Origin of the sequence: Streptomyces hilarionis, from assembly GCF_024539675.1 — a bacterium.
Classification (GTDB): domain Bacteria; phylum Actinomycetota; class Actinomycetes; order Streptomycetales; family Streptomycetaceae; genus Streptomyces; species Streptomyces hilarionis.
This window is the reverse complement of record NZ_JAHHIT010000066.1, coordinates 37,136-55,767: the sequence shown is the minus strand read 5'-3', so window position 1 is coordinate 55,767 and position 18,632 is coordinate 37,136. Positions and strand designations below refer to the sequence as shown.

Genomic DNA, 18,632 nt, shown 5'->3' with positions numbered 1-18,632 from the left:
GCCCTCTCGCGTTCTCACCCGGCCTCGGCGGTGACGCCCCCGCCGCCCTCGCCCCGGCCCCGGCCCTCGTCGCCGTACAGCACGCGGGTGAGGGCGGTATAGGTGACGCCGTGGTCGGCGAGGACCTCCGAGGGGGCGCCGCGGCGGGCGGCGAGGGCGAGCAGCAGATGCTCGTCGCCGATGTGCCGTTCGCGCCGGGCGAGGGCGATGCGCAGCGTGTCGGTGAGCAGTTCCCTGGCGCCGCGGTCGAAGGGCCGTCCGCCGAAGAGCCGCCCGCCCGGGCCCTGCCCGCCCTCGGCCGCCAGCGCCCCCTCCCCGTGGGCCTCCTCCACCCGCGAGACGATCTCGCCGACGTCGATGCCCAGCCCCGACAGGGCGTCCGCGTCGGCCCGGGAGAGGCCGCCCCGGCGGCGCACCTCGCCCAGGTCCCGCACGAGGCCCTCGCGCCCGCCCGGCGGCAGCCCCAGCGAGGTCAGCGCGACCGATCCGCGGCCGGCCTCCCCGTCGAGGAGGGCGAGCAGCACATGCGTCTCGTCCACCCGTTGCGCCCCGGCCCGTTCGGCGTGCGCCGCCGCCGACCGCACCGCGGCGCGCGCGTCCTTCGTGAAGCGCTCGAACATCACTGCCTCCCGTACTTCTTGTGCACGGCCTGCCTGCTGACCCCGAGTTCCGCGGCGATCTCCTGCCACGACCAGCCCTGGTTGCGCGCGCTGCGCACCTGCACCGCCTCCAGCTGCTCCAGCAGCCGGCGCAGTGCCGCGACGGCGCGCAGTCCGACTCGGGGATCGCGGTCGCCGGCCCGCTCGGCGAGATCCGTTGCTTCGGTCATGGCGTCAACTTACGTTGACGGCATCCGATTGTCAACCACGGTTGACACGCCCGGCGCGAAAAAGGCGGGCCCGGCGTCCCGGACCCGCCCCGCGACCGCGCACGCCGGACCACCGGCGGGCCGCTCAGCCGTTGGTGAGCACGATCTTGCCGAACTGTTCGCCGTTCGCGAGCCGCTCGAAGCCCTCGCGGGCCCGGTCGAGCGGGAGTACCTCGTCGATGACGGGGCGGACGCCGGTGAGGGCGCAGAAGGCGAGCAGGTCCTCCAGCTCGTCCTTGGAGCCCATGGTGGATCCGACGATCTTCAGCTCCAGGAAGAAGACCCGCGTCAGCTCGGCGTGCGAGGGGGCGTCGCCGCTGGTCGCTCCGGAGATGACGAGCGTCCCGCCGGGCCGCAGCGACTTCACCGAGTGCGACCAGGTGGCCGCGCCGACGGTCTCGATGACGGCGTCCACGCGCTGCGGCAGCCGGGCGCCCGGCTCCACCGCCTCGACCGCGCCGAGCTCCAGGGCCCGCTTGCGCTTGGCCTCGTCCCGGCTGGTGGCGAAGACCCGAAGCCCGGCGGCCTTGCCCAGCACGATGGCCGCCGTGGCGACGCCGCCGCCGGCCCCCTGGACGAGAACGGAGTCGCCGGGGCGCACGCCCGCGTTGGTGAAGAGCATGCGGTACGCCGTCAGCCATGCCGTGGGCAGACAGGCGGCCTCCGCGAAGGAGAGTTCCTTGGGCTTGGGCAGGACGTTCCAGGTGGGCACGGCGACCTGCTCGGCGAAGGTGCCCTGGTAGCGCTCGGTGAGGATGGAACGGGGCTCGTCGGGCCCGACGCCGTGTCCGGTCTGACCGATCACGGAGTGCAGGACCACCTCGTTGCCGTCCGCGTCGACACCGGCGGCGTCGCAGCCGAGGATCATCGGCAGCCGGCCCTCCGGGAGACCGACGCCCCGGAGCGACCAGAGGTCGTGGTGGTTGAGGGAAGCGGCCCGGACGTCGACGACGCTCCAGCCGGGACGGGCCTCGGGGGCCGGGCGCTCCCCCAACTCCAGGCCGGAAAGCGGCTGGTCGCGGTCGATTCGGGCGGCGTAGGCGGCGAACATGATCCCGACCCTAGGGTCCGGCGACGTCGAACGAAACCGGACGGCACTGTGAGACACGCCCTCTTGCGCTCCGCCGCCCGGCACGGTGGGACGCGCCCTCTCGCCCTTCGCGCCCGTGCCCCACGGCGCTCGGCCCCGACCCCGACACCGGCCCCGACGCGCTCCCTCCGGGTTGCGCCGGCGCAACCCGGAGGGAGCGGCAGCGTAGACAGCAGGCCCCCGTGCCCCCGTCACCACCCGACCGGAGTGACGGTCGGGCAAAGAAACGGCCCCGCCCGTGACGGGCGGGGCCATCCGGGGCGCACGTCAGCGACGAGCGACCCCTTCCGCACGGGCCGCCGCGGCGACGGCCGCGGTCACGGCGGGAGCGACCCGCTCGTCGAACGGCGACGGGATCACGTAGTCCGCCGCGAGGTCGTCCCCGACGACGCCCGCCAGCGCCTCGGCGGCCGCGATCTTCATGCCCTCGGTGATCCGGGACGCCCGCACCTGCAACGCACCGGCGAAGATCCCCGGGAACGCCAGCACGTTGTTGATCTGGTTCGGGAAGTCCGACCGCCCGGTCGCGACGACCGCCGCGTACTTGTGGGCGACGTCCGGGTGCACCTCGGGGTTCGGGTTGGCCATGGCGAAGACGAACGCGCCCTTCGCCATCGAGGCCACCGCCTCCTCGGACACCGTGCCGCCGGAAACGCCGATGAAGACGTCCGCGCCGGCGAGCGCGCTCTCCAGCGAGCCGGTCAGCCCGGCCTTGTTCGTGTAGGAGGCCAGCTCGCGCTTGACGTCGGTCAGGTCCTCCCGCTCCGCCGAGACGACGCCCTTGCGGTCGGCGACCGCGACGTCCCCGATGCCGGCCTCGACCAGCATCTTGGCGATGGCGACGCCCGCCGCGCCGGCGCCCGAGATGACCGCCCGCAGCTCGCCGATGCCGCGCCCGCTCAGCCGCGCCGCGTTGCGCAGCGCCGCCAGCGTGACGATCGCGGTGCCGTGCTGGTCGTCGTGGAAGACCGGGATGTCGAGCGCGTCCTGGAGGCGGCGCTCGATCTCGAAGCACCGCGGCGCCGAGATGTCCTCCAGGTTCACTCCGCCGAACGAGGGCGCGAGGCGCACCACCGTCTCGATGATCTCTTCCACGTCCGTGCAGGCGAGCGCGATCGGAACCGCGTCCACGCCGCCGAACTGCTTGAAGAGGATGGCCTTGCCCTCCATCACGGGGAGGGAGGCCTCGGGGCCGATGTCCCCGAGCCCGAGGACGGCCGTGCCGTCGGTCACGACGGCGACGACGGACGACTTCCAGGTGTAGTCGTTCACCAGGTCCGGCTGTTCCGCGATCGCGGTGCACACGCGCGCGACGCCGGGGGTGTAAGCGAGGGACAGGTCGTCCTTGTCGCGGACCGGGACGGTGGCCTGCACGGCCATCTTTCCGCCTCGGTGCAGCGCGAACACGGGGTCGAACGAGTCGAGGGGCTCCGCACCGCCCTCCCGGCCCGTCTGGTCGGCGTTCTCGCTGCGAGGATTGACGATCTCCGCTGCCACTGTGTTGTACCCCTTAGGTCTGCATGGTTTGAGGGTGGCCACTCCTGATTGAGAAGTGGGCGGGCATCGCACAGGGCCCTGAGGTGTTGCGTACGGGCGCCTGGCGTCGGGCGCGCCGCACACGCGCCCTGAGCCCCGGATGAGGGGTGTAAAAAACCTTCTTACCGGACGGAGACCACAGCCGACGAGTCCATTCGGTGCAAGGTCACATCCCCGGAGCTGTGGACCTTCGACAGAGATCACCGCGAGTGACGCGGCTCATGCGCGCGGACCCACCGGGCTCCGGAAAACCCTTGACAACCCTTGACACCGCCTTGACGTGGGGTGAGGTCGGCGGCGGGACAGAGGTCGGGTGATCACATCCTGGGAGGAACCGAAGATCTTTCGGCCGGAACGGGAGATTCCCGCAGATGGTCCGGCTCCGTCCGGTCGTGATGTACCGGACTGATGCGGTTCGGGGGTCGCCCGTTATCCGATTTTGACATGGCTGGCCCCCTGAATGGCGTCGTCCGAATGGCAAGATGCCGTAATCACACGAGGTCGCGACACCCGAAGGTCTGTGTTCTCGTCGACCCATCGGCATTTGTCGAGCCATCGGCATCTCCATCCATCCGCCGGAGGAACCCACCATGACCGCACGCTCCACCCGACACACGACCGCCGCGCGCACCCGCCTGGCAGCGGTCGGATCTCTCGCGGTCGCGGGCGCCTTGCTGCTCTCCGCCTGCGGCGACCAGACCAACAGCGGCGGCAGCTCCTCCGAGTCGTCGAGCAGCTCCGACAAGGCACCCCTCTTCTCCAAGCTCCCGGCCGACATCCAGAAGGCGGGCGTCATCAAGGTCGGCACCAACGCCGAGTACGCCCCGATGGAGTCCGTCGAGGGCGGCAAGATCGTGGGCGTCGACCCCGACATCGCCGCGGCCCTCGGCAAGCAGCTCGGCGTCGACTTCCAGTTCACCTCGGGCGGCTTCGACACCCTGATCACCGCGGTGAACACCGGCCGCTACAACGTCGCCATGTCGTCGATCACGGACAACAAGCAGCGCCAGGAAGGCCTGGACGACAAGGGCAAGAAGCTCGGCGAGGGCGTCGACTTCGTCGACTACTTCACCGCCGGCACGGCCGTCTACGTGAAGAAGGGCAACCCCAAGGGCATCAAGACCCTGGACGACCTCTGCGGCCAGACCGTCGCGGTGCAGCGGGGCACCACCTACGAAGAGGCCCTTCAGGCGCAGTCGAAGAAGTGCACCGGCGGCGGCAAGGCGGCCCTCAAGATCGAGTCGTTCGAGAACGACACCGAGGCCCAGACCCGCGTGAAGTCCGGCGGCGCCGTGGCCGGCGTCAACGACTACCCGGTCGCCGTGGACATGGCCCGCAAGGCGGGCGGCGGCAACACCTTCGAGGTGCTCGACAAGCAGTACGAGGCCGCTCCCTTCGGCATCGTCGTCGACAAGAAGAACACCCAGCTGCGCGACGCCCTCAAGGAGGCCGTCGACGCGATCATCAAGGACGGCTCGTACCAGAAGGTGCTGGAGAAGTGGGGCGCCGAGAGCGGCGCGATCAAGTCCGCCTCGATCAACGGCGGCAAGTGATCCACCCGCACCTCTGAAGTCTTCGAAGGGCAGTCCCCATGACTGACAAGTTCGACAAGTCCTCCGCGGGCGCACCACCCGAGGACACCCCGCCGGTCGCCAAGACGCCGGCGTTCTCCGGCCCGCCGGAGGCCATCAAGGCGATCCCGGTGCGCCACTACGGCCGCTGGGTCAGCGCCGTGATCGTCCTCGCGCTGCTGGCGCTGCTGGTCAACGCCTTCGCCAACGGCGACATCCAGTGGAACACCGTCGGCGACCAGCTGTTCAACTCGACGGTCATCGCGGGCGCCGGGCGCACGCTGCTGATCAGCGTGCTGTCCATGGTGCTCGGCGTGGTCCTGGGCGTTCTGCTGGCCGTGATGCGGCTGTCGAAGAACCCGGTGACCAGCACGGTCGCCTGGGTCTACATCTGGTTCTTCCGCGGCACCCCGGTGTACGTGCAGCTGCTGATGTGGTTCAACCTGGCGCTGATCTTCCCCGTCCTGAACCTCGGTCCGATCTACAAGGACGAGATGACGGACGTCATGACGCCGTTCATGTGCGCCCTGCTCGGACTCGGCCTGAACGAGGCCGCGTACATGGCCGAGATCTGCCGCGCCGGCCTGCTGGCCGTCGACGAGGGGCAGACGGAGGCGTCGCACGCGCTGGGCATGAGCCACGCCAAGACGCTGCGCCGGATCGTCATCCCGCAGGCCATGCGGGTGATCGTGCCGCCGACCGGCAACGAGTTCATCAACATGCTGAAGACCTCGTCGCTGGTCTACGTGGTGACGTACAACGAACTGCTCCGCTCGACCTCGGTGATCGGCTCCTCGTCGTTCGCCGTGATGGAACTGCTGTTCGTCGCCTCCATCTGGTACCTGGTCATGACCAGCGTCTTCAGCGTCTTCCAGTACTACCTGGAGCGCTACTACGCCCGCGGTTCGAGCCGTAGCCTGCCGCCCACGGTCTTCCAGAAGATCCGTGCCAACCTGCGGATCGGCCGCGAAAGGAGTGCGGCATGACCGCGATGGTGAAGGCCGAGGGCGTCCACAAGTCCTTCGGCGCGGTCGAGGTCCTCAAGGGCATCGACCTGGAGGTCAAGAACGGCGAGGTGTTCTGCCTCATCGGCCCGTCCGGCTCCGGCAAGTCGACGTTCCTCAGGTGCATCAACCACCTGGAGAAGATCAACGCCGGCCGCCTGTACGTCGACGGGGACCTGGTGGGCTACCGCCAGAAGGGCGACAAGCTGTACGAGCTCAAGGACAGCGAGGTCGCGCTCAAGCGCCGGGACATCGGCATGGTGTTCCAGCGGTTCAACCTGTTCCCGCACATGACCGCGCTCGACAACATCGTCGAGGCGCCGGTCCAGGTCAAGGGCGTCAGCAAGGCCCAGGCCCGGGAGCGGGCGCGGGAGCTCCTGGACCGCGTCGGCCTCGCCGACAAGGCCGGCAGCTACCCCTCGCAGCTCTCCGGCGGCCAGCAGCAGCGCGTCGCCATCGCCCGGGCGCTCGCCATGGACCCCAAGCTGATGCTGTTCGACGAGCCGACCTCGGCCCTCGACCCGGAGCTGGTCGGCGACGTCCTCGACGTCATGCGCGACCTGGCCGAGTCCGGGATGACGATGGTCGTCGTCACCCACGAGATGGGCTTCGCCCGCGAGGTCGGCGACAGCCTGGTCTTCATGGACGGCGGCGTGGTCGTCGAGTCCGGCAACCCGCGCGATGTGCTGACCAACCCGCAGCAGGAGCGGACGCAGGCCTTCCTGTCGAAGGTGCTCTAGCGTCCCGCGGCGGCACATGAGGAGGGGCGGTACGGAGATCTCCGTACCGCCCCTCCTCGTTGTCGGGCACCGCCCCTCCTCGCCGTCCCCCGCGATGGTCCGCCCGCGTTCCCGCCGGCCCGGCTCCGTCCGCGCTCCCGGTTCCGGGGGCCGGCCCGGCTCCGTCCGCGCTGCCCGGCCCGTCCTGGGTTCGGTCCGTGGTGTTCGTCGGGGCCGTCCGCGCGTCCGCCGCCGTCCCACCCCCCGGGTCGCGTAATACCCTGGAAGCACGAACGGCCGTTACTCCGCCCGCATCCCGACCACAGAGCGCCCCCGTAAGGATTACAAGTGGAACTGGCCTATTACTCGGACTACGCCGTGCGCCTCGTCAACAGCGAGGAGCCGACCCGGGGCAAGGACGCCCTGACGTCCGTCGAGGCCGTCCGGGGCCTCTTCGGCGGCAACCAGTCGGCCGCCCGCCGGGCCACCGAAGCGGACGTCACCCGGTTCCGCTCGGTCCGCGGCCGGCTGCGCGCGGTCTTCGAGGCGGCCGACGGCGGCGACGAGACCCTCGCGGTGGACCTGCTGAACTCCCTGCTGCTGGAGTTCCCGGTGAGCCCGCAGATCTCCGGCCACGACTTCCGCGACGACGACGGCCGCCCGCTGTGGCACATGCACCTGGCCGACCACCCGTCCAACGCGACGGCGGGCTACGCGGCCATCGCGGCCATGGGCCTGGCCTTCCACCTCACCGAGTACGGCGTCGACCGGCTGGGCCTGTGCGAGGCGAGCCCGTGCCGCAACGCCTACCTCGACACCTCCACCAACCGCTCCCGGCGCTACTGCTCCGACCGGTGCGCCACCCGCGCCAACGTGGCCGCCTACCGCGCCCGCAAACGCCTGGAGGCCGACCGCGCGGGCGACAGCACCCTGGCCGCCGACAGCGCCCAGCGCACCACGGCCAGCGGCGAGCGCCTGCCCGGCGCGAGCGGCCGGTAACGCAGCCGCGCCCTGCCCAGGATCAGCTCGTCGGGCACGGTCCCGTAGTCCGTGCTGTCGCCGCCGGCGAAGGCGTTGTCCCCGAGGACCCACCAGCCGCCCTCGCGGCGCTCGGCGGCCCGTTTGACGACGAGCAGGTCCTGCTGGAAGGGGTGCCGCAGCACGACCACGTCACCGGGCCGGATCCGTGCGCCGTACTGCACGAGCAGCCGGTCCCCGTGCCGGAGCGTGGGCACCATGGACGGACCCGTCACCTCGGCCAGCCCGAACGGCGCGGCCGCCCTGCCCCGCTCGCCCTCCTGCGACAGTTCCGGCATCCCCGGCACCTCCCCGGTCCGTTCCTCCACCAGTCCCAGTCTGACCCCGGACTTTTGTCCTAAGCCCCAGGGGGCACCCGCCAAAAGGCCTCCCTCAGGGAGTAATGTCCCACCTGAGAAGACGATCACGAGGAAGGAACGCTCCATGCTTTCCCGCCTGTTTGCCCCCACGGTCAAGGTCAGCGCACACTGCGACCTGCCCTGCGGTGTGTACGACCCGGCCCAGGCCCGCATCGAGGCGGAGTCGGTGAAGGCCGTGCAGGAGAAGATGGCCGCCAACGACGACCCGCACTTCCAGGCGCGCGCCACCGTCATCAAGGAGCAGCGTGCCGAGCTCGCGAAGCACCACGTCTCCGTGCTGTGGAGCGACTACTTCAAGCCCCCGCACTTCGAGAAGTACCCCCAGCTGCACCAGCTCGTCAACGACGCCCTGAAGGCCCTCTCGGCCGCCAAGGCCTCGACGGACCCGAAGACGGGCGAGAAGGCGCTGGAGCTGATCTCCGAGATCAGCGACATCTTCTGGGAGACCAAGAAGGCCTGACCTGCGGATCTCGTTCACGACCTGCGGTCGGCGCACCATCGCGGGTCGTGGGCGGCGCTCGTCGCACCTGCGTGAGGGGCCCGGTCGGACAACCGACCGGGCCCCTTCGTCACGCGGTGCGCGGCGGCGCCGGGACGCCGTCCGCCCCGTCGCCCTCGCCGACCTCCAGCAGGCCGGCCGCCGCGCCGACGATGCGCGGATCGGGTGTGCCGACGACCTCCTCGTCCTTGTCGTCGTAGTCGAACCGGGCGAGCACGCTGCGCATGGCCTCGACCCGGGCCCGCTTCTTGTCGTTGCTCTTGACCACCGTCCAGGGCGCGTACGCCGTGTCCGTCTCGCGGAACATGGCGACCTTGGCCGCGGTGTAGTCGTCCCAGCGGTCCAGCGAGGCGAGGTCCATCGGGCTGAGCTTCCACTGCCGCACCGGATCGATCTGGCGGATCGTGAAACGGGTGCGCTGCTCGCTCTGCGACACCGAGAACCAGAACTTCACCAGGTCGACGCCGTCGTCCACGAGCATCCGCTCGAACATCGGCGCCTGGCGGGCGAAGCGCTGGTACTCGTCGTCGGTGCAGAAGCCCATGACCCGCTCGACGCCGGCCCGGTTGTACCAGGACCGGTCGAAGAGCACGATCTCGCCCGCGGTCGGAAGCTGCTCGACGTACCGCTGGAAGTACCACTGGCCGCGCTCGCGTTCGGTGGGCTTCTCCAGCGCCACGACCCGGGCCCCGCGCGGGTTGAGGTGCTCGGTGAACCGCTTGATGGTGCCGCCCTTGCCGGCCGCGTCCCGGCCCTCGAAGACGATGACGAGGCGGCGTCCGGTCTCCTTGATCCAGCTCTGCAGCTTCAGCAGCTCGATCTGCTGGAGCCGTTTGTGCCAGTCGTACTCCTTGCGCTCCATGCGCTGCGCGTACGGATAGTTCTCCCGCCAGGTGTCGATGGGGCTCCCGTCCGGCCGTATCAGCACGGGGTCGTCCTGGTCGGTGTAGTCGACCCGCAGGTCGGCCTGCTCGGACAGCAGGGGCCGTGTCGTCATGGCGTCCGCCTCCCGGTCTCGGATATCCGCTGGCATGTCGCGTCGGTGATGTCGCGTCGGTGATGTCGCGTCGGTGATGTGGTGGCTGGGGTGCCGGTGCTCGGGGCGGCCGGGGGCCGGCGCCGGGTCAGTGGAACTGCGGGACGATGAGACGGATCCCGTACGCCACCACGGTCGCGCAGGCGAGGAAGCACAGGACCGCCTGCGCCCGGCCGGCGACCCGGACACCCGCGCGTTCCCCGTGCCCGTCCTGCGCCCGGGCCAGTCCCAGGACGCCTAGCGTGAAGACGGCGACCACGGCGACGGTGACGCCGACGCTCACCGCGGTGACCTGGCCGAGCGCGCTCCAGTCGATGTTCATGAGGACAACTCCCTGGGGTGACTCAGGCGGCCGTTCGGACGTCCGTCGGCGACGCGGCGCCGAGGGTGATCTCGTGGGTCTCGTTGACGTTGTGGGCGTGCACGGGGTTGCGGCGGGAGATCGCCACGATCCCCGCGGCGAGGGCGACGCCGACGAGGGCCACCACGGTCGTCCCGGCGTTCCCGCCGTGCGTGACCGCGCTCGCCGCGAGGCCCCCGGCCAGGGCCGCAGCGGGCAGGGTGACCAGCCATGCGATCACCATGCGCCCCGCGACACCCCACCGCACCTCTGCCAACCGCCTTCCCAGACCTGCGCCGAGGATGCTGCCGGAGGCGACCTGCGTGGTGGACAGGGCGAAACCGAGGTGCGCCGAGGTGAGGATGACGGTCGTGGAGGCCGTCTCGGCGGCGAAGCCCTGCGGGGACTGGATCTCCGTGAGGCCCTTGCCCATGGTGCGGATGATCCGCCAGCCCCCCAGATAGGTGCCCAGGCCGATCGCGAGGCCCGCGGAGGCGATCACCCACACCGGCGGCCCGGCGTCGGGACCGAGCGCACCGGCCGAGATGAGGGTCAGGGTGATGACGCCCATGGTCTTCTGCGCGTCGTTGGTGCCGTGCGCGAGGGACACCAGCGAGGCGGAGGCGATCTGCCCGATCCGGAACCCCTCGGCGACCGGCTTCTGCCGGGCCCGCGCGGTGAGCCGGTACGCCAGGTAGGTCGCGACCAGCGCCGCCCCGCCCGCCACCAGCGGGGACGCCACGGCCGGGATCAGGATCTTCTCGACGACCTTGTCGAAGTGCACCCCGTGGGAGCCCGCTCCCACCCACACCGCTCCGATCAGCCCGCCGAACAGCGCGTGCGACGAACTCGACGGCAGACCGACGAGCCAGGTCAGCAGGTTCCACAGGATCGCCCCGACCAGCCCCGCGAAGATCATCCCCGGGGAGACGAGACGGTCGTCCACGATGCCGCCCGAGATGGTCTTCGCCACCTCGGTGGACAGGAAGGCGCCCACGATGTTGAGGGCCCCGCTCACCAGGACCGCCGTTCTCGGCTTGAGCGCGCCGGTGGCGATGGAGGTCGCCATCGCGTTCGCCGTGTCGTGGAACCCGTTGGTGAAGTCGAAGGCCAGGGCCGTGACGATGACGACCGCCACGAGGAACGTGATGTGGTCCATTCCCTCATGGGAACAAGCGCTTTCGTACGGCGGGCGAACGGGAGGCGAAGCCTGTTCCCCGTCCGCCCGCCCCGCGGACGGGGATCGTGCCATGCTGGCGTGATGAATCGGGAGGACCTGGTGAGGCTGCGGCAGGCGCGGGACCGGATGGACCGCGAGTACACCGAGCCGCTGGACGTCGCCGCGCTCGCCACCACGGCGCTGATGTCCCCCGGCCACTTCCAGCGCAGCTTCCGCGAGGCCTACGGCGAGACCCCCTACGGCTATCTGATGACCCGCCGCGTCGAGCGCGCCAAGGTCCTGCTGCGCCGCGGCGACCTGAGCGTGACGGAGGTCTGCATGGCGGTCGGCTGTAGCTCGCTCGGCTCGTTCAGCTCCCGTTTCACCGAGCTGGTCGGGGAGACCCCGAGCGCGTACCGGGCCCGGTCGCACGACGAGAGCGCGGTGATCCCGCCCTGCGTGGCCAGGACGTTCACCCGCCCCGTGCGGGGCCGGCGCGCCTAGGCTGGGCCCATGGCTGACCTCATGGACCTCAAGCTCCACCAGTGCTTCGTCTCCGTCGACGACCACGACAAGGCCCTGCACTTCTACGTCGAGGTGCTCGGTCTCGAAGTCCGCAACGACGTCTCCTACGAGGGCATGCGGTGGGTGACCGTCGGGTCGCCGCTACAGCCCGACGTCGCCGTCGTGCTGGAACCGCCGGGCGCGAACCCGGACTTCTCCCCCGCCGACCGGGAGGCGATGGCCCGGCTGCTCGCCAAGGGCGTGCTGCGCGGCGTCATCTTCACCACCGCCGACTGCGACGCGCTGCACGCCCGGGTGCGGGAGGCCGGTGTCGAGGTGCTCCAGGAGCCGACGGACCAGCCCTACGGCGTGCGCGACTGCGCGTTCCGGGACCCGGCCGGGAACATGCTGCGGTTCCTGGAGCGCAAGGCGTGAGCAGACCGGTCCGCTGGACGTACGCCTTCGTGGACCGGCCGGCCGCGCTCTTCGAGCGGGCCTGCGCCTTCTGGACGGCGGTCACCGACACCCGCCCGTCCGGGCTCAGGGGCGAGCGGCAGGAGTTCGTCACCCTGCTGCCCGAGGGCGCGGACGCCTGTGTGAAGGTCCAGGGCGTTTCGGGCGGCGACGGCGGGGCTCATCTCGACTTCGCCGTCGAGGACGTGCCCGGCTTCGTCGAGGAGGCCCGCGGGCTCGGCGCGGAGCCGGCGGCCGTCCACGACGGGTGGGCCGTGCTGCGCTCTCCGGCCGGGCACGCGTTCTGCGCGGTGCCGTGGCAGGGGGAGGCCGTGCGGCCGCCGGTGGTGGCCGGCAGCCGTCTCGACCAGGTGTGCCTGGACCTGCCGCCGTCGGCGTTCGACGCCGAGGTCGCCTTCTGGACCGCGCTGCTGCCCGACTGGCCGGCCCGGCCGGGATCACGGCCGGAGTTCCACGTGGTCGAGCCGCCTGCCGGACTCCCGGTCCGCATCCTGCTGCAACGTCTCGACGACGAGCACACCGGCGACGGCCGGGACGGCGGCAGCGGTGGCGATGGCGCCGATACCGCTCCGCCCTCGGCCCATCTCGACCTCGCCTGCGGGGCGGACGTGGACGCCGTGCGCGCCCGGCACGAACGGCTCGGCGCCGAGTTCGTCGCGCGTCACCCGCACTGGACGGTGCTGCGCGACCCGGCCGGCGGCGTGTACTGCCTGACCGGCCGCGACGCCGAGACGGGCGGCCTGCCCCGGGCCGGATCCTGACCCGCCCGCCGGACCTCGCGGCCCGCGCTCACGAGGACCGTGCGGCGGAAGCGCCGGGCTCCTCCTCGGTCACGGCGGAGCGCTCGGTCCCGGACGCGCGCCCGGGACCGGCGGGGCGCCCGGGGTCGACGGCGTGGCCGGGGGCGGCGAGGTGGGGCTCGGCGCCCGGCTCCACGTACTCCGCGCACCCGGGGTTGTGGCACGGCCCCGGCACCCAGCGCGGCACCCATGCGCCCAGCGTCTTGTGCCGCCGGACGACGGACTGCACGGGCTGCCCGCAGGCGGAACAGACGCGTTGTTCCCTGTCCATGTCCTCAGAGTAGGGCGACCGCCGCCGAAGCGCTCCCCGCCGTACGCCGCCGGCGTCCCGGGCGCCTACGCGGTGCGGCGCGTGACGAACTCGGCCAGGCACAGCAGGCCGCCCGCCGACTCCGGGTCCGGGATCGCCCGGGCCAGCTCCTGCATCGCCCGGGCCATCCGGTCGGCCGCCTCCTCCTGCGCCCACGCGCGGCCGCCCGCCCGCTCCACCGCCAGGGTGGTCCGGTCCAGGTCGGCCGGCTCGTAGGGCGCCGCGTACAGCGCGGCCAGCTCCCGGGCCGCCGGGGTGGCCGAGGTGAGCGCGGCGACCACCGGCAGGGACTTCTTGCGGGCGGCGAGGTCCGCGCCGGCCGGCTTGCCGGTGTGCCGGGGGTCCCCCCATATGCCGATGACGTCGTCGATGAGCTGGAAGGCGAGCCCGGCCTCCCGGCCGAAGGCGTCCAGCGCGTCGACGTCCTGCTCGGGCGCTCCCGCGTACAGCGCGCCGACCGCGCAGGCGCAGCCCAGCAGCGCGCCCGTCTTGGCCTCGGCCATGACGAGCACCTCGTCGAGGGTGATGTCGGCGGGGGCGCGTCCCTCCATGGCGGTGTCCGCCTGCTGGCCGGCGCACAGCTCGACCACGCAGGCCGCGAGCCTGGCCGCGGCCGGCCGGGACGCGGGGTGCGGGTCCGCGGCGAGCAGGCCCAGGGCGAGGGCCTGGAGGGCGTCCCCGGCGAGGATCGCGTCGGCGTCGCCGAACACGGTCCACGCGGTGGGACGGTGGCGGCGGGTGGTGTCCCGGTCCATCACGTCGTCGTGCAGCAACGTGAAGTTGTGGACCAGTTCGACCGCCGCGGCGGCCCGGACCGCCGCCGCACGGGCCGCAGGGCCGCCGAGCGCCGCGGCCGCGGCGAGCACGAGCGCCGGCCGGATCGCCTTGCCGGCGTTGTCCGCGGCCGCCGTGCCGTCCGCGTGCTCCCAGCCGAAGTGGTAGAGCGCGACCCGGCGCATCGAGGCGGGCAGCGAGTCGAGCGCCGCTCTCAGCGCGGGGTCGACCGACGCCCTGGACCGCTCCAGGACGGCCGCCGCCTCGTGCTCGTCGGCCATCCCCGGATCGCCCTCGCCCCGAGTCCCGATGGACGTCCGCCTTTCGCGTGTCTCACCCCGGTGCCGCCGGACGGCGGAGGTCACCGCCAGCGGCCGATCTCGACGTTCTCCAGGACGCCGAGCGCGTCCGGCACCAGCACGGCGGCCGAGTAGTACGCCGTGACCAGGTACTTGATGACGGCCTGTTCGTTGATGCCCATGAACCGCACGGACAGGCTCGGCTCGATCTCGTCCGGGATGCCCGACTGGCGCAGACCGATGACGCCCTGGTCCTGTTCGCCCAGGCGCAGCGCGATGATCGAACTCGTCCGCGCCTCGGTCACGGGGATCTTGTTGCAGGGGTAGATCGGCACCCCGCGCCAGGTGGGGATGCGGTTGCCGCCGACGTCGATCGTCTCGGGTACGAGCCCGCGCTTGTTGAGCTCACGGCCGATCGCGGAGATCGCGCGCGGGTGGGCAAGCAGCATCTTGGTGCCGCGCCGCCTGCTGAGCAGTTCGTCCAGGTCGTCCGGGCTGGGCACGCCGTCGTGCGGCTGGAGCCGCTGGTCGTACTCGCAGTTGTGCAGGAGACCGAACTCCCGGTTGTTGACGAGTTCGTGCTCCTGGCGCTCCTTGAGCGCCTCGACCGTCAGCCGCAGCTGCTGCTCGGTCTGGTTCATCGGCTGGTTGTACAGGTCGGCGACGCGCGAGTGGATGCGCAGGACGGTCTGCGCGATGCTCAGCTCGTACTCGCGGGGCCTGGCGTCGTAGTCGACGAACGTGTGCGGGATGTCCGGCTCGCCGGCATGGCCGGCCGCGAGGTCGACCGCCTTCTCGCCGTACTTGTTGGTGCGCTGCTCGGGAATCGCGCGCAGCTGCTGGAGGTGTTCGCGCAGGGAGTCGGCGCGCTCCGCGACCTGCTCGACGTCCTGACGGGCGAGGATCAGCACCGTGCAGGCCGTGTCGGCGCGGGCGGTGTACTCCCAGATGGCGTCCGCGTCGAGGAGCGCCTGGTCGCCGAAGTACGCGCCGTCGGCCAGGACTCCGAGCACCTGGTCGTCGCCGTAGGGGCCGGTCCCGACCTTCTCCACGCGGCCGTGCGCCAGCAGGTAGACCTCGTCGGTCTGGCTGCCGAAGGAGGCGATGACCTCGCCGGGGCCGAACTCCCGCTGCCGGCAGCGCTGGGACAGCTCCCCCAGCACCTCCTCGTCCTCGTAGGAGCGCAGTGCGGGCAGCTCGCCCAGCTCGGCGGGGATGACCTCGACCCGGTCGCCGGTCTTGACGAACGTGATGCGGCCGTCTCCGACCGCGTACGTCAGGCGCCTGTTGACCCGGTACGTACCGCCCTGCACGTCGACCCAGGGCAGATTCCGCAGCAGCCAGCGGGAGCTGATCTCCTGCATCTGCGGTGCGGACTTGGTCGTGGTGGCCAGGTTCCGCGCGGCCGCGGTGCCGAGACTCTGCTGCGGCTTGCCCGACTCCGAGCGGACCTCTTCGCCTACCGACATGAGAAATTGCCCTCCCGATTCATGCAGCGACGCCGAACTGCGCCGATGCACTGTTCACGCGGGTCAGCCTTCCATCACGGTGTGTGCTCGTGCTATTACCCGAAAGAGCGGGAATGGATCATCGCGGGCCTGGGAAGCGGCGGATTTCCCGGATCGGTGTTCGACAATGGGCGGGTGACCGACCTGCGCCCGAGCCTGCCCTCCCCGCTCCAGGAGGTCGTCGACGACCGGTTCGCGCGACACGGGGTGCGGCTGCTGCTGAAGCGGGACGACCTCATCCATCCGGAGCTGGTCGGCAACAAGTGGCGCAAGCTCGCGCCCAACCTGGAGCGGGCCGCGGGCCGCACGCTGGCGACCTTCGGCGGCGCCTGGTCCAACCATCTGCGGGCCACCGCCGCGGCCGGCCGTCTGCTGGGGCTGCCCACGGTGGGCGTGGTGCGCGGAGACGAGCTGGCCGGCCGGCCCCTGAACCCCTCGCTGGCCCGCTGTGCCGCCGACGGCATGCGCCTGCACTTCGTGGACCGCGCGGTCTACCGCGGGAAGTCCGAGCCGCGGGTGCTGCGGGAGATCCTGGGCGCGGCGGGCGCCGAGGGCGCCTACGTCGTCCCCGAGGGCGGCAGCAACGCGGCGGCGGTGCGGGGCTGCCGGGCGCTCGGCGAGGAACTGCGGGGCGGGGCCGACGTGGTGGCGCTCGCCTGCGGCACCGGCGGCACGCTCGCGGGCCTGGCCGCCGGTCTCGCGCCCGGCCAGCGGGCCCTGGGGATACCGGTTCTCAAGGGAGGCTTCCTGGGCGAGGCGACACTGGCCCTCCAGGAGGAGGCCTTCGGGGGCCGTCGGGGTCACTGGCGGCTCGACGAGCGCTTCCACTTCGGCGGGTACGCGCGGGTCACGCCGGAGCTGGAGGCCTTCGCGGCGGACTTCGAGCACCGGCACGGGGTGCCCGTCGAACGTCTTTATGTCGCCAAGTCGCTCTACGCCCTCGCCGCCCTGGCCGAGGAGGGCGCCTTCGCGCGCGGAACCCGCCTGGCGGCCGTGGTGACGGGCGCGCCCTTCACCGGGTGAGGCCCCGGGGCCCCACCCCGCCCCGGACCGCTCCGGCCTCAGGTCGCTCCGGCCCCAGGTCGCTTCGGCCTCAGGTGGCCTCCCGGTAGGCCGCCGCCTCCTCCAGGTCCAGCCTCCGCAGCAGCGTGCGCAGCATCTCGTCGTCGATGTAGCGGCCGTCGCGCAGCCGGACGAACACCTCGCGCTCGGCGCTGATCATCTCGCGCGACAGTCGCCGGTAGGTGTCGTCGACCGTCTCGCCGGTGACCGGGTTGACCTGGCCCAGGCGCTCCCAGACGGCGTTGCGGCGGCGCTCCAGGACGTCGCGCAGCCGGTCCGCGAGCGGCGGCGGCAGGGTGTTGCGCTCGTCGGACAGCAGGGCGTCGAGGCGCTCCTCGGCGACCCGGGAGGCCTGCGCCTGGGCGTTGGCCTCGGCGAGCGTCGCGGCCTGGGGATCGGCCTCGGGGAACCTGAGCAGCCGGATCAGCGGCGGGAGGGTCAGTCCCTGCAACACGAGGGTGCCGATGACGGTGGTGAAGGTGAGGAAGAGGATGAGGTTGCGGTGCGGGAAGGGCGCGTCCCCGTCGTCCACGGTGAGCGGGATGGAGAAGGCGATGGCGAGCGAGACCACGCCCCGCATGCCGGCCCAGGCGATGACGACGGGCCCCCGCCAGGTGGGGTTCTCCTCCCGCGCGCGGATGCGGGGCGACAGCAACCGCGGCAGGAACGTCGCCGGGTACACCCACAGGAAGCGGGCGGCGACGACCACGAGGAAGAGCACGACGGCGTACCAGGCGGCGTCCAGCCCCTCGTAGGCGCCGAGGCCCTTCAGGACGACCGGGAGCTGTAGGCCGATCAGCGCGAAGACCGCCGACTCCAGCACGAAGGCGACCATCTTCCACACGGCCTCCTCCTGGAGCCGGGTGGCGAAGTCGACCTCCCACGCGCGGTGGCCGAGGTAGAGGGCGACGACGACGACGGCGATGACGCCGGAGGCGTGGAACTGCTCGGCGGCCGCGTAGGCGACGAAGGGGATCAGCAGCGAGAGCGTGTTCTGGAGCAGGGGCTCCTTGAGGTGGGTGCGCAGCCAGTGCAGCGGCGCCATCAGGATCAGGCCGACGGCGGTCCCGCCGACCGCCGCCACCAGGAACTCCTCGATGCCGCCGGCCCAGGACGCGCCCTCGCCGACGACGACCGCGAGGGCCACCTTGTAGGCGGTGATCGCGGTGGCGTCGTTCAGCAGCGACTCGCCCTGGAGGATGGTCGTGATCCTCGAGGGCAGACCGACCCGGCGGGCCACGGCGGTGGCCGCGACCGCGTCCGGCGGCGCGACCACCGCGCCCAGCACCAGGGCGGCCGTCAGCGGCAGGCCGGGTACGAGGAGGTAGGCGGCCCAGCCGACGGCGAAGGTCGCGAAGAGCACGTAGCCCACCGACAGCAGCGCGACCGGCCGCAGCTGGGCGCGCAGGTCGAGGTAGGAGCTGTCGGTGGCCGAGGTGTACAGCAGCGGCGGCAGCAGCAGGGGCAGGACGACGTCCGGGTCCAGGGTGTAGTCCGGCACCCCGGGGACGTACGACACGACCAGGCCGACCGCCACCAGCAGCAGCGGCGCGGGCACCGGGGTGCGCCGGGCCGCCGCCGCGATCGCCGCACTGCCGGCCACCAGCAGAAGCAGTGGCATCACGTCCATGTCCGGCCCGCCCTCTTTTTTCGCGCGGTCGTCCGCACGCCCGTCGTAATCT

General features: G+C 71.9%; 21 protein-coding genes. 9 read left to right on the top strand and 12 right to left on the bottom strand.

Annotated features, from left to right (window positions below; translation table 11 throughout):
• Window positions 1-14: 14 nt before the first annotated feature.
• From KMS84_RS17545 to KMS84_RS17530, 4 genes are all read right to left on the bottom strand, one after another.
• Window positions 15-620 carry a Clp protease N-terminal domain-containing protein gene (locus tag KMS84_RS17545; protein WP_256917173.1) on the bottom strand — a complete coding sequence of 202 codons (606 nt, stop codon included), beginning with the start codon at window positions 618-620 and terminating at the stop codon, window positions 15-17.
• The gene (locus KMS84_RS17540) at window positions 620-829 is read right to left on the bottom strand and encodes a helix-turn-helix domain-containing protein (protein ID WP_018571396.1); all 210 of its coding nucleotides are present in this window, start codon (window positions 827-829) and stop codon (window positions 620-622) included. Before KMS84_RS17540 ends, KMS84_RS17545 begins: the two co-directional genes overlap by 1 nt.
• A gap of 124 nt (window positions 830-953) precedes the next feature.
• Window positions 954-1,919 carry a zinc-binding dehydrogenase gene (locus KMS84_RS17535; protein ID WP_256917172.1) on the bottom strand — a complete coding sequence of 322 codons (966 nt, stop codon included), beginning with the start codon at window positions 1,917-1,919 and terminating at the stop codon, window positions 954-956.
• Window positions 1,920-2,225: 306 nt separating this feature from the next.
• Window positions 2,226-3,455: an NAD(P)-dependent malic enzyme gene (locus KMS84_RS17530; RefSeq protein WP_256917171.1), complete on the bottom strand. Its 1,230-nt coding sequence runs from the start codon at window positions 3,453-3,455 to the stop codon at window positions 2,226-2,228.
• A gap of 629 nt (window positions 3,456-4,084) precedes the next feature.
• On the opposite strand from KMS84_RS17530, the gene KMS84_RS17525 reads away from it, so the two are divergent.
• From KMS84_RS17525 to KMS84_RS17510, 4 genes are all read left to right on the top strand, one after another.
• Complete coding sequence (locus KMS84_RS17525) at window positions 4,085-5,047, top strand: ABC transporter substrate-binding protein (protein ID WP_256917170.1); 963 nt, start codon at window positions 4,085-4,087, stop codon at window positions 5,045-5,047.
• Window positions 5,048-5,085: 38 nt separating this feature from the next.
• Complete coding sequence (locus KMS84_RS17520) at window positions 5,086-6,051, top strand: amino acid ABC transporter permease (protein ID WP_256917169.1); 966 nt, start codon at window positions 5,086-5,088, stop codon at window positions 6,049-6,051.
• Window positions 6,048-6,809, top strand: a complete 762-nt coding sequence (locus KMS84_RS17515) for an amino acid ABC transporter ATP-binding protein (protein WP_285893630.1) — start codon at window positions 6,048-6,050, stop codon at window positions 6,807-6,809. Before KMS84_RS17520 ends, KMS84_RS17515 begins: the two co-directional genes overlap by 4 nt.
• A gap of 327 nt (window positions 6,810-7,136) precedes the next feature.
• A complete protein-coding gene (locus tag KMS84_RS17510; RefSeq protein WP_256917168.1) occupies window positions 7,137-7,787 on the top strand; it encodes a CGNR zinc finger domain-containing protein in 651 nt (216 codons plus the stop codon).
• On the opposite strand, the gene sodX is transcribed toward KMS84_RS17510, so the two are convergent.
• Window positions 7,670-8,104: a nickel-type superoxide dismutase maturation protease gene (gene sodX / locus KMS84_RS17505; protein ID WP_285893639.1), complete on the bottom strand. Its 435-nt coding sequence runs from the start codon at window positions 8,102-8,104 to the stop codon at window positions 7,670-7,672. The genes KMS84_RS17510 and sodX overlap by 118 nt on opposite strands.
• 145 nt (window positions 8,105-8,249) lie before the next feature.
• On the opposite strand from sodX, the gene sodN reads away from it, so the two are divergent.
• Window positions 8,250-8,645: a superoxide dismutase, Ni gene (gene sodN, locus KMS84_RS17500; RefSeq protein ID WP_256917167.1), complete on the top strand. Its 396-nt coding sequence runs from the start codon at window positions 8,250-8,252 to the stop codon at window positions 8,643-8,645.
• Window positions 8,646-8,754: 109 nt separating this feature from the next.
• Here sodN and ppk2 read toward each other — a convergent pair whose 3' ends face one another.
• The 3 genes from ppk2 to KMS84_RS17485 all read right to left on the bottom strand — a co-directional run bounded on the left by ppk2 (window position 8,755) and on the right by KMS84_RS17485 (window position 11,219).
• Window positions 8,755-9,681: a polyphosphate kinase 2 gene (ppk2, locus tag KMS84_RS17495; RefSeq protein ID WP_256917166.1), complete on the bottom strand. Its 927-nt coding sequence runs from the start codon at window positions 9,679-9,681 to the stop codon at window positions 8,755-8,757.
• Between the two features lie 127 nt (window positions 9,682-9,808).
• A complete protein-coding gene (locus KMS84_RS17490; RefSeq protein ID WP_256917165.1) occupies window positions 9,809-10,042 on the bottom strand; it encodes a hypothetical protein in 234 nt (77 codons plus the stop codon).
• Window positions 10,043-10,064: 22 nt separating this feature from the next.
• Window positions 10,065-11,219, bottom strand: a complete 1,155-nt coding sequence (locus tag KMS84_RS17485; RefSeq protein WP_256917164.1) for an inorganic phosphate transporter — start codon at window positions 11,217-11,219, stop codon at window positions 10,065-10,067.
• A 102-nt stretch (window positions 11,220-11,321) separates the two neighbouring features.
• Between KMS84_RS17485 and KMS84_RS17480 the strand changes: the two genes are divergently transcribed.
• The 3 genes from KMS84_RS17480 to KMS84_RS17470 are packed head-to-tail and all read left to right on the top strand — an operon-like array spanning window position 11,322 to window position 12,958.
• A complete protein-coding gene (locus KMS84_RS17480; protein WP_256917163.1) occupies window positions 11,322-11,723 on the top strand; it encodes a helix-turn-helix transcriptional regulator in 402 nt (133 codons plus the stop codon).
• A gap of 21 nt (window positions 11,724-11,744) precedes the next feature.
• Window positions 11,745-12,158, top strand: a complete 414-nt coding sequence (locus KMS84_RS17475; RefSeq protein WP_256917175.1) for a VOC family protein — start codon at window positions 11,745-11,747, stop codon at window positions 12,156-12,158.
• The gene (locus KMS84_RS17470) at window positions 12,155-12,958 is read left to right on the top strand and encodes a VOC family protein (protein WP_256917162.1); all 804 of its coding nucleotides are present in this window, start codon (window positions 12,155-12,157) and stop codon (window positions 12,956-12,958) included. The genes KMS84_RS17475 and KMS84_RS17470 overlap by 4 nt, the downstream gene beginning before the upstream one ends.
• 28 nt (window positions 12,959-12,986) lie before the next feature.
• Here the strand turns inward: KMS84_RS17470 and KMS84_RS17465 are convergent, their stop codons facing one another.
• The 3 genes from KMS84_RS17465 to KMS84_RS17455 form a co-directional block, all read right to left on the bottom strand.
• Window positions 12,987-13,268, bottom strand: a complete 282-nt coding sequence (locus KMS84_RS17465; RefSeq protein WP_256917161.1) for a hypothetical protein — start codon at window positions 13,266-13,268, stop codon at window positions 12,987-12,989.
• A gap of 65 nt (window positions 13,269-13,333) precedes the next feature.
• The gene (locus KMS84_RS17460) at window positions 13,334-14,362 is read right to left on the bottom strand and encodes a family 2 encapsulin nanocompartment cargo protein polyprenyl transferase (protein WP_256917160.1); all 1,029 of its coding nucleotides are present in this window, start codon (window positions 14,360-14,362) and stop codon (window positions 13,334-13,336) included.
• An 80-nt stretch (window positions 14,363-14,442) separates the two neighbouring features.
• A complete protein-coding gene (locus KMS84_RS17455) occupies window positions 14,443-15,849 on the bottom strand; it encodes a family 2B encapsulin nanocompartment shell protein (RefSeq protein WP_256917159.1) in 1,407 nt (468 codons plus the stop codon).
• Window positions 15,850-16,023: 174 nt separating this feature from the next.
• Between KMS84_RS17455 and KMS84_RS17450 the strand changes: the two genes are divergently transcribed.
• Entirely contained in the window at window positions 16,024-16,911 is an 888-nt protein-coding gene (locus tag KMS84_RS17450) for a 1-aminocyclopropane-1-carboxylate deaminase/D-cysteine desulfhydrase (RefSeq protein WP_256917158.1), read from the top strand.
• Between the two features lie 70 nt (window positions 16,912-16,981).
• On the opposite strand, the gene KMS84_RS17445 is transcribed toward KMS84_RS17450, so the two are convergent.
• On the bottom strand, window positions 16,982-18,580 hold the full coding sequence (locus KMS84_RS17445; protein ID WP_256917157.1) for a Na+/H+ antiporter: 1,599 nt from the start codon (window positions 18,578-18,580) through the stop codon (window positions 16,982-16,984).
• Window positions 18,581-18,632 lie beyond the last annotated feature (52 nt).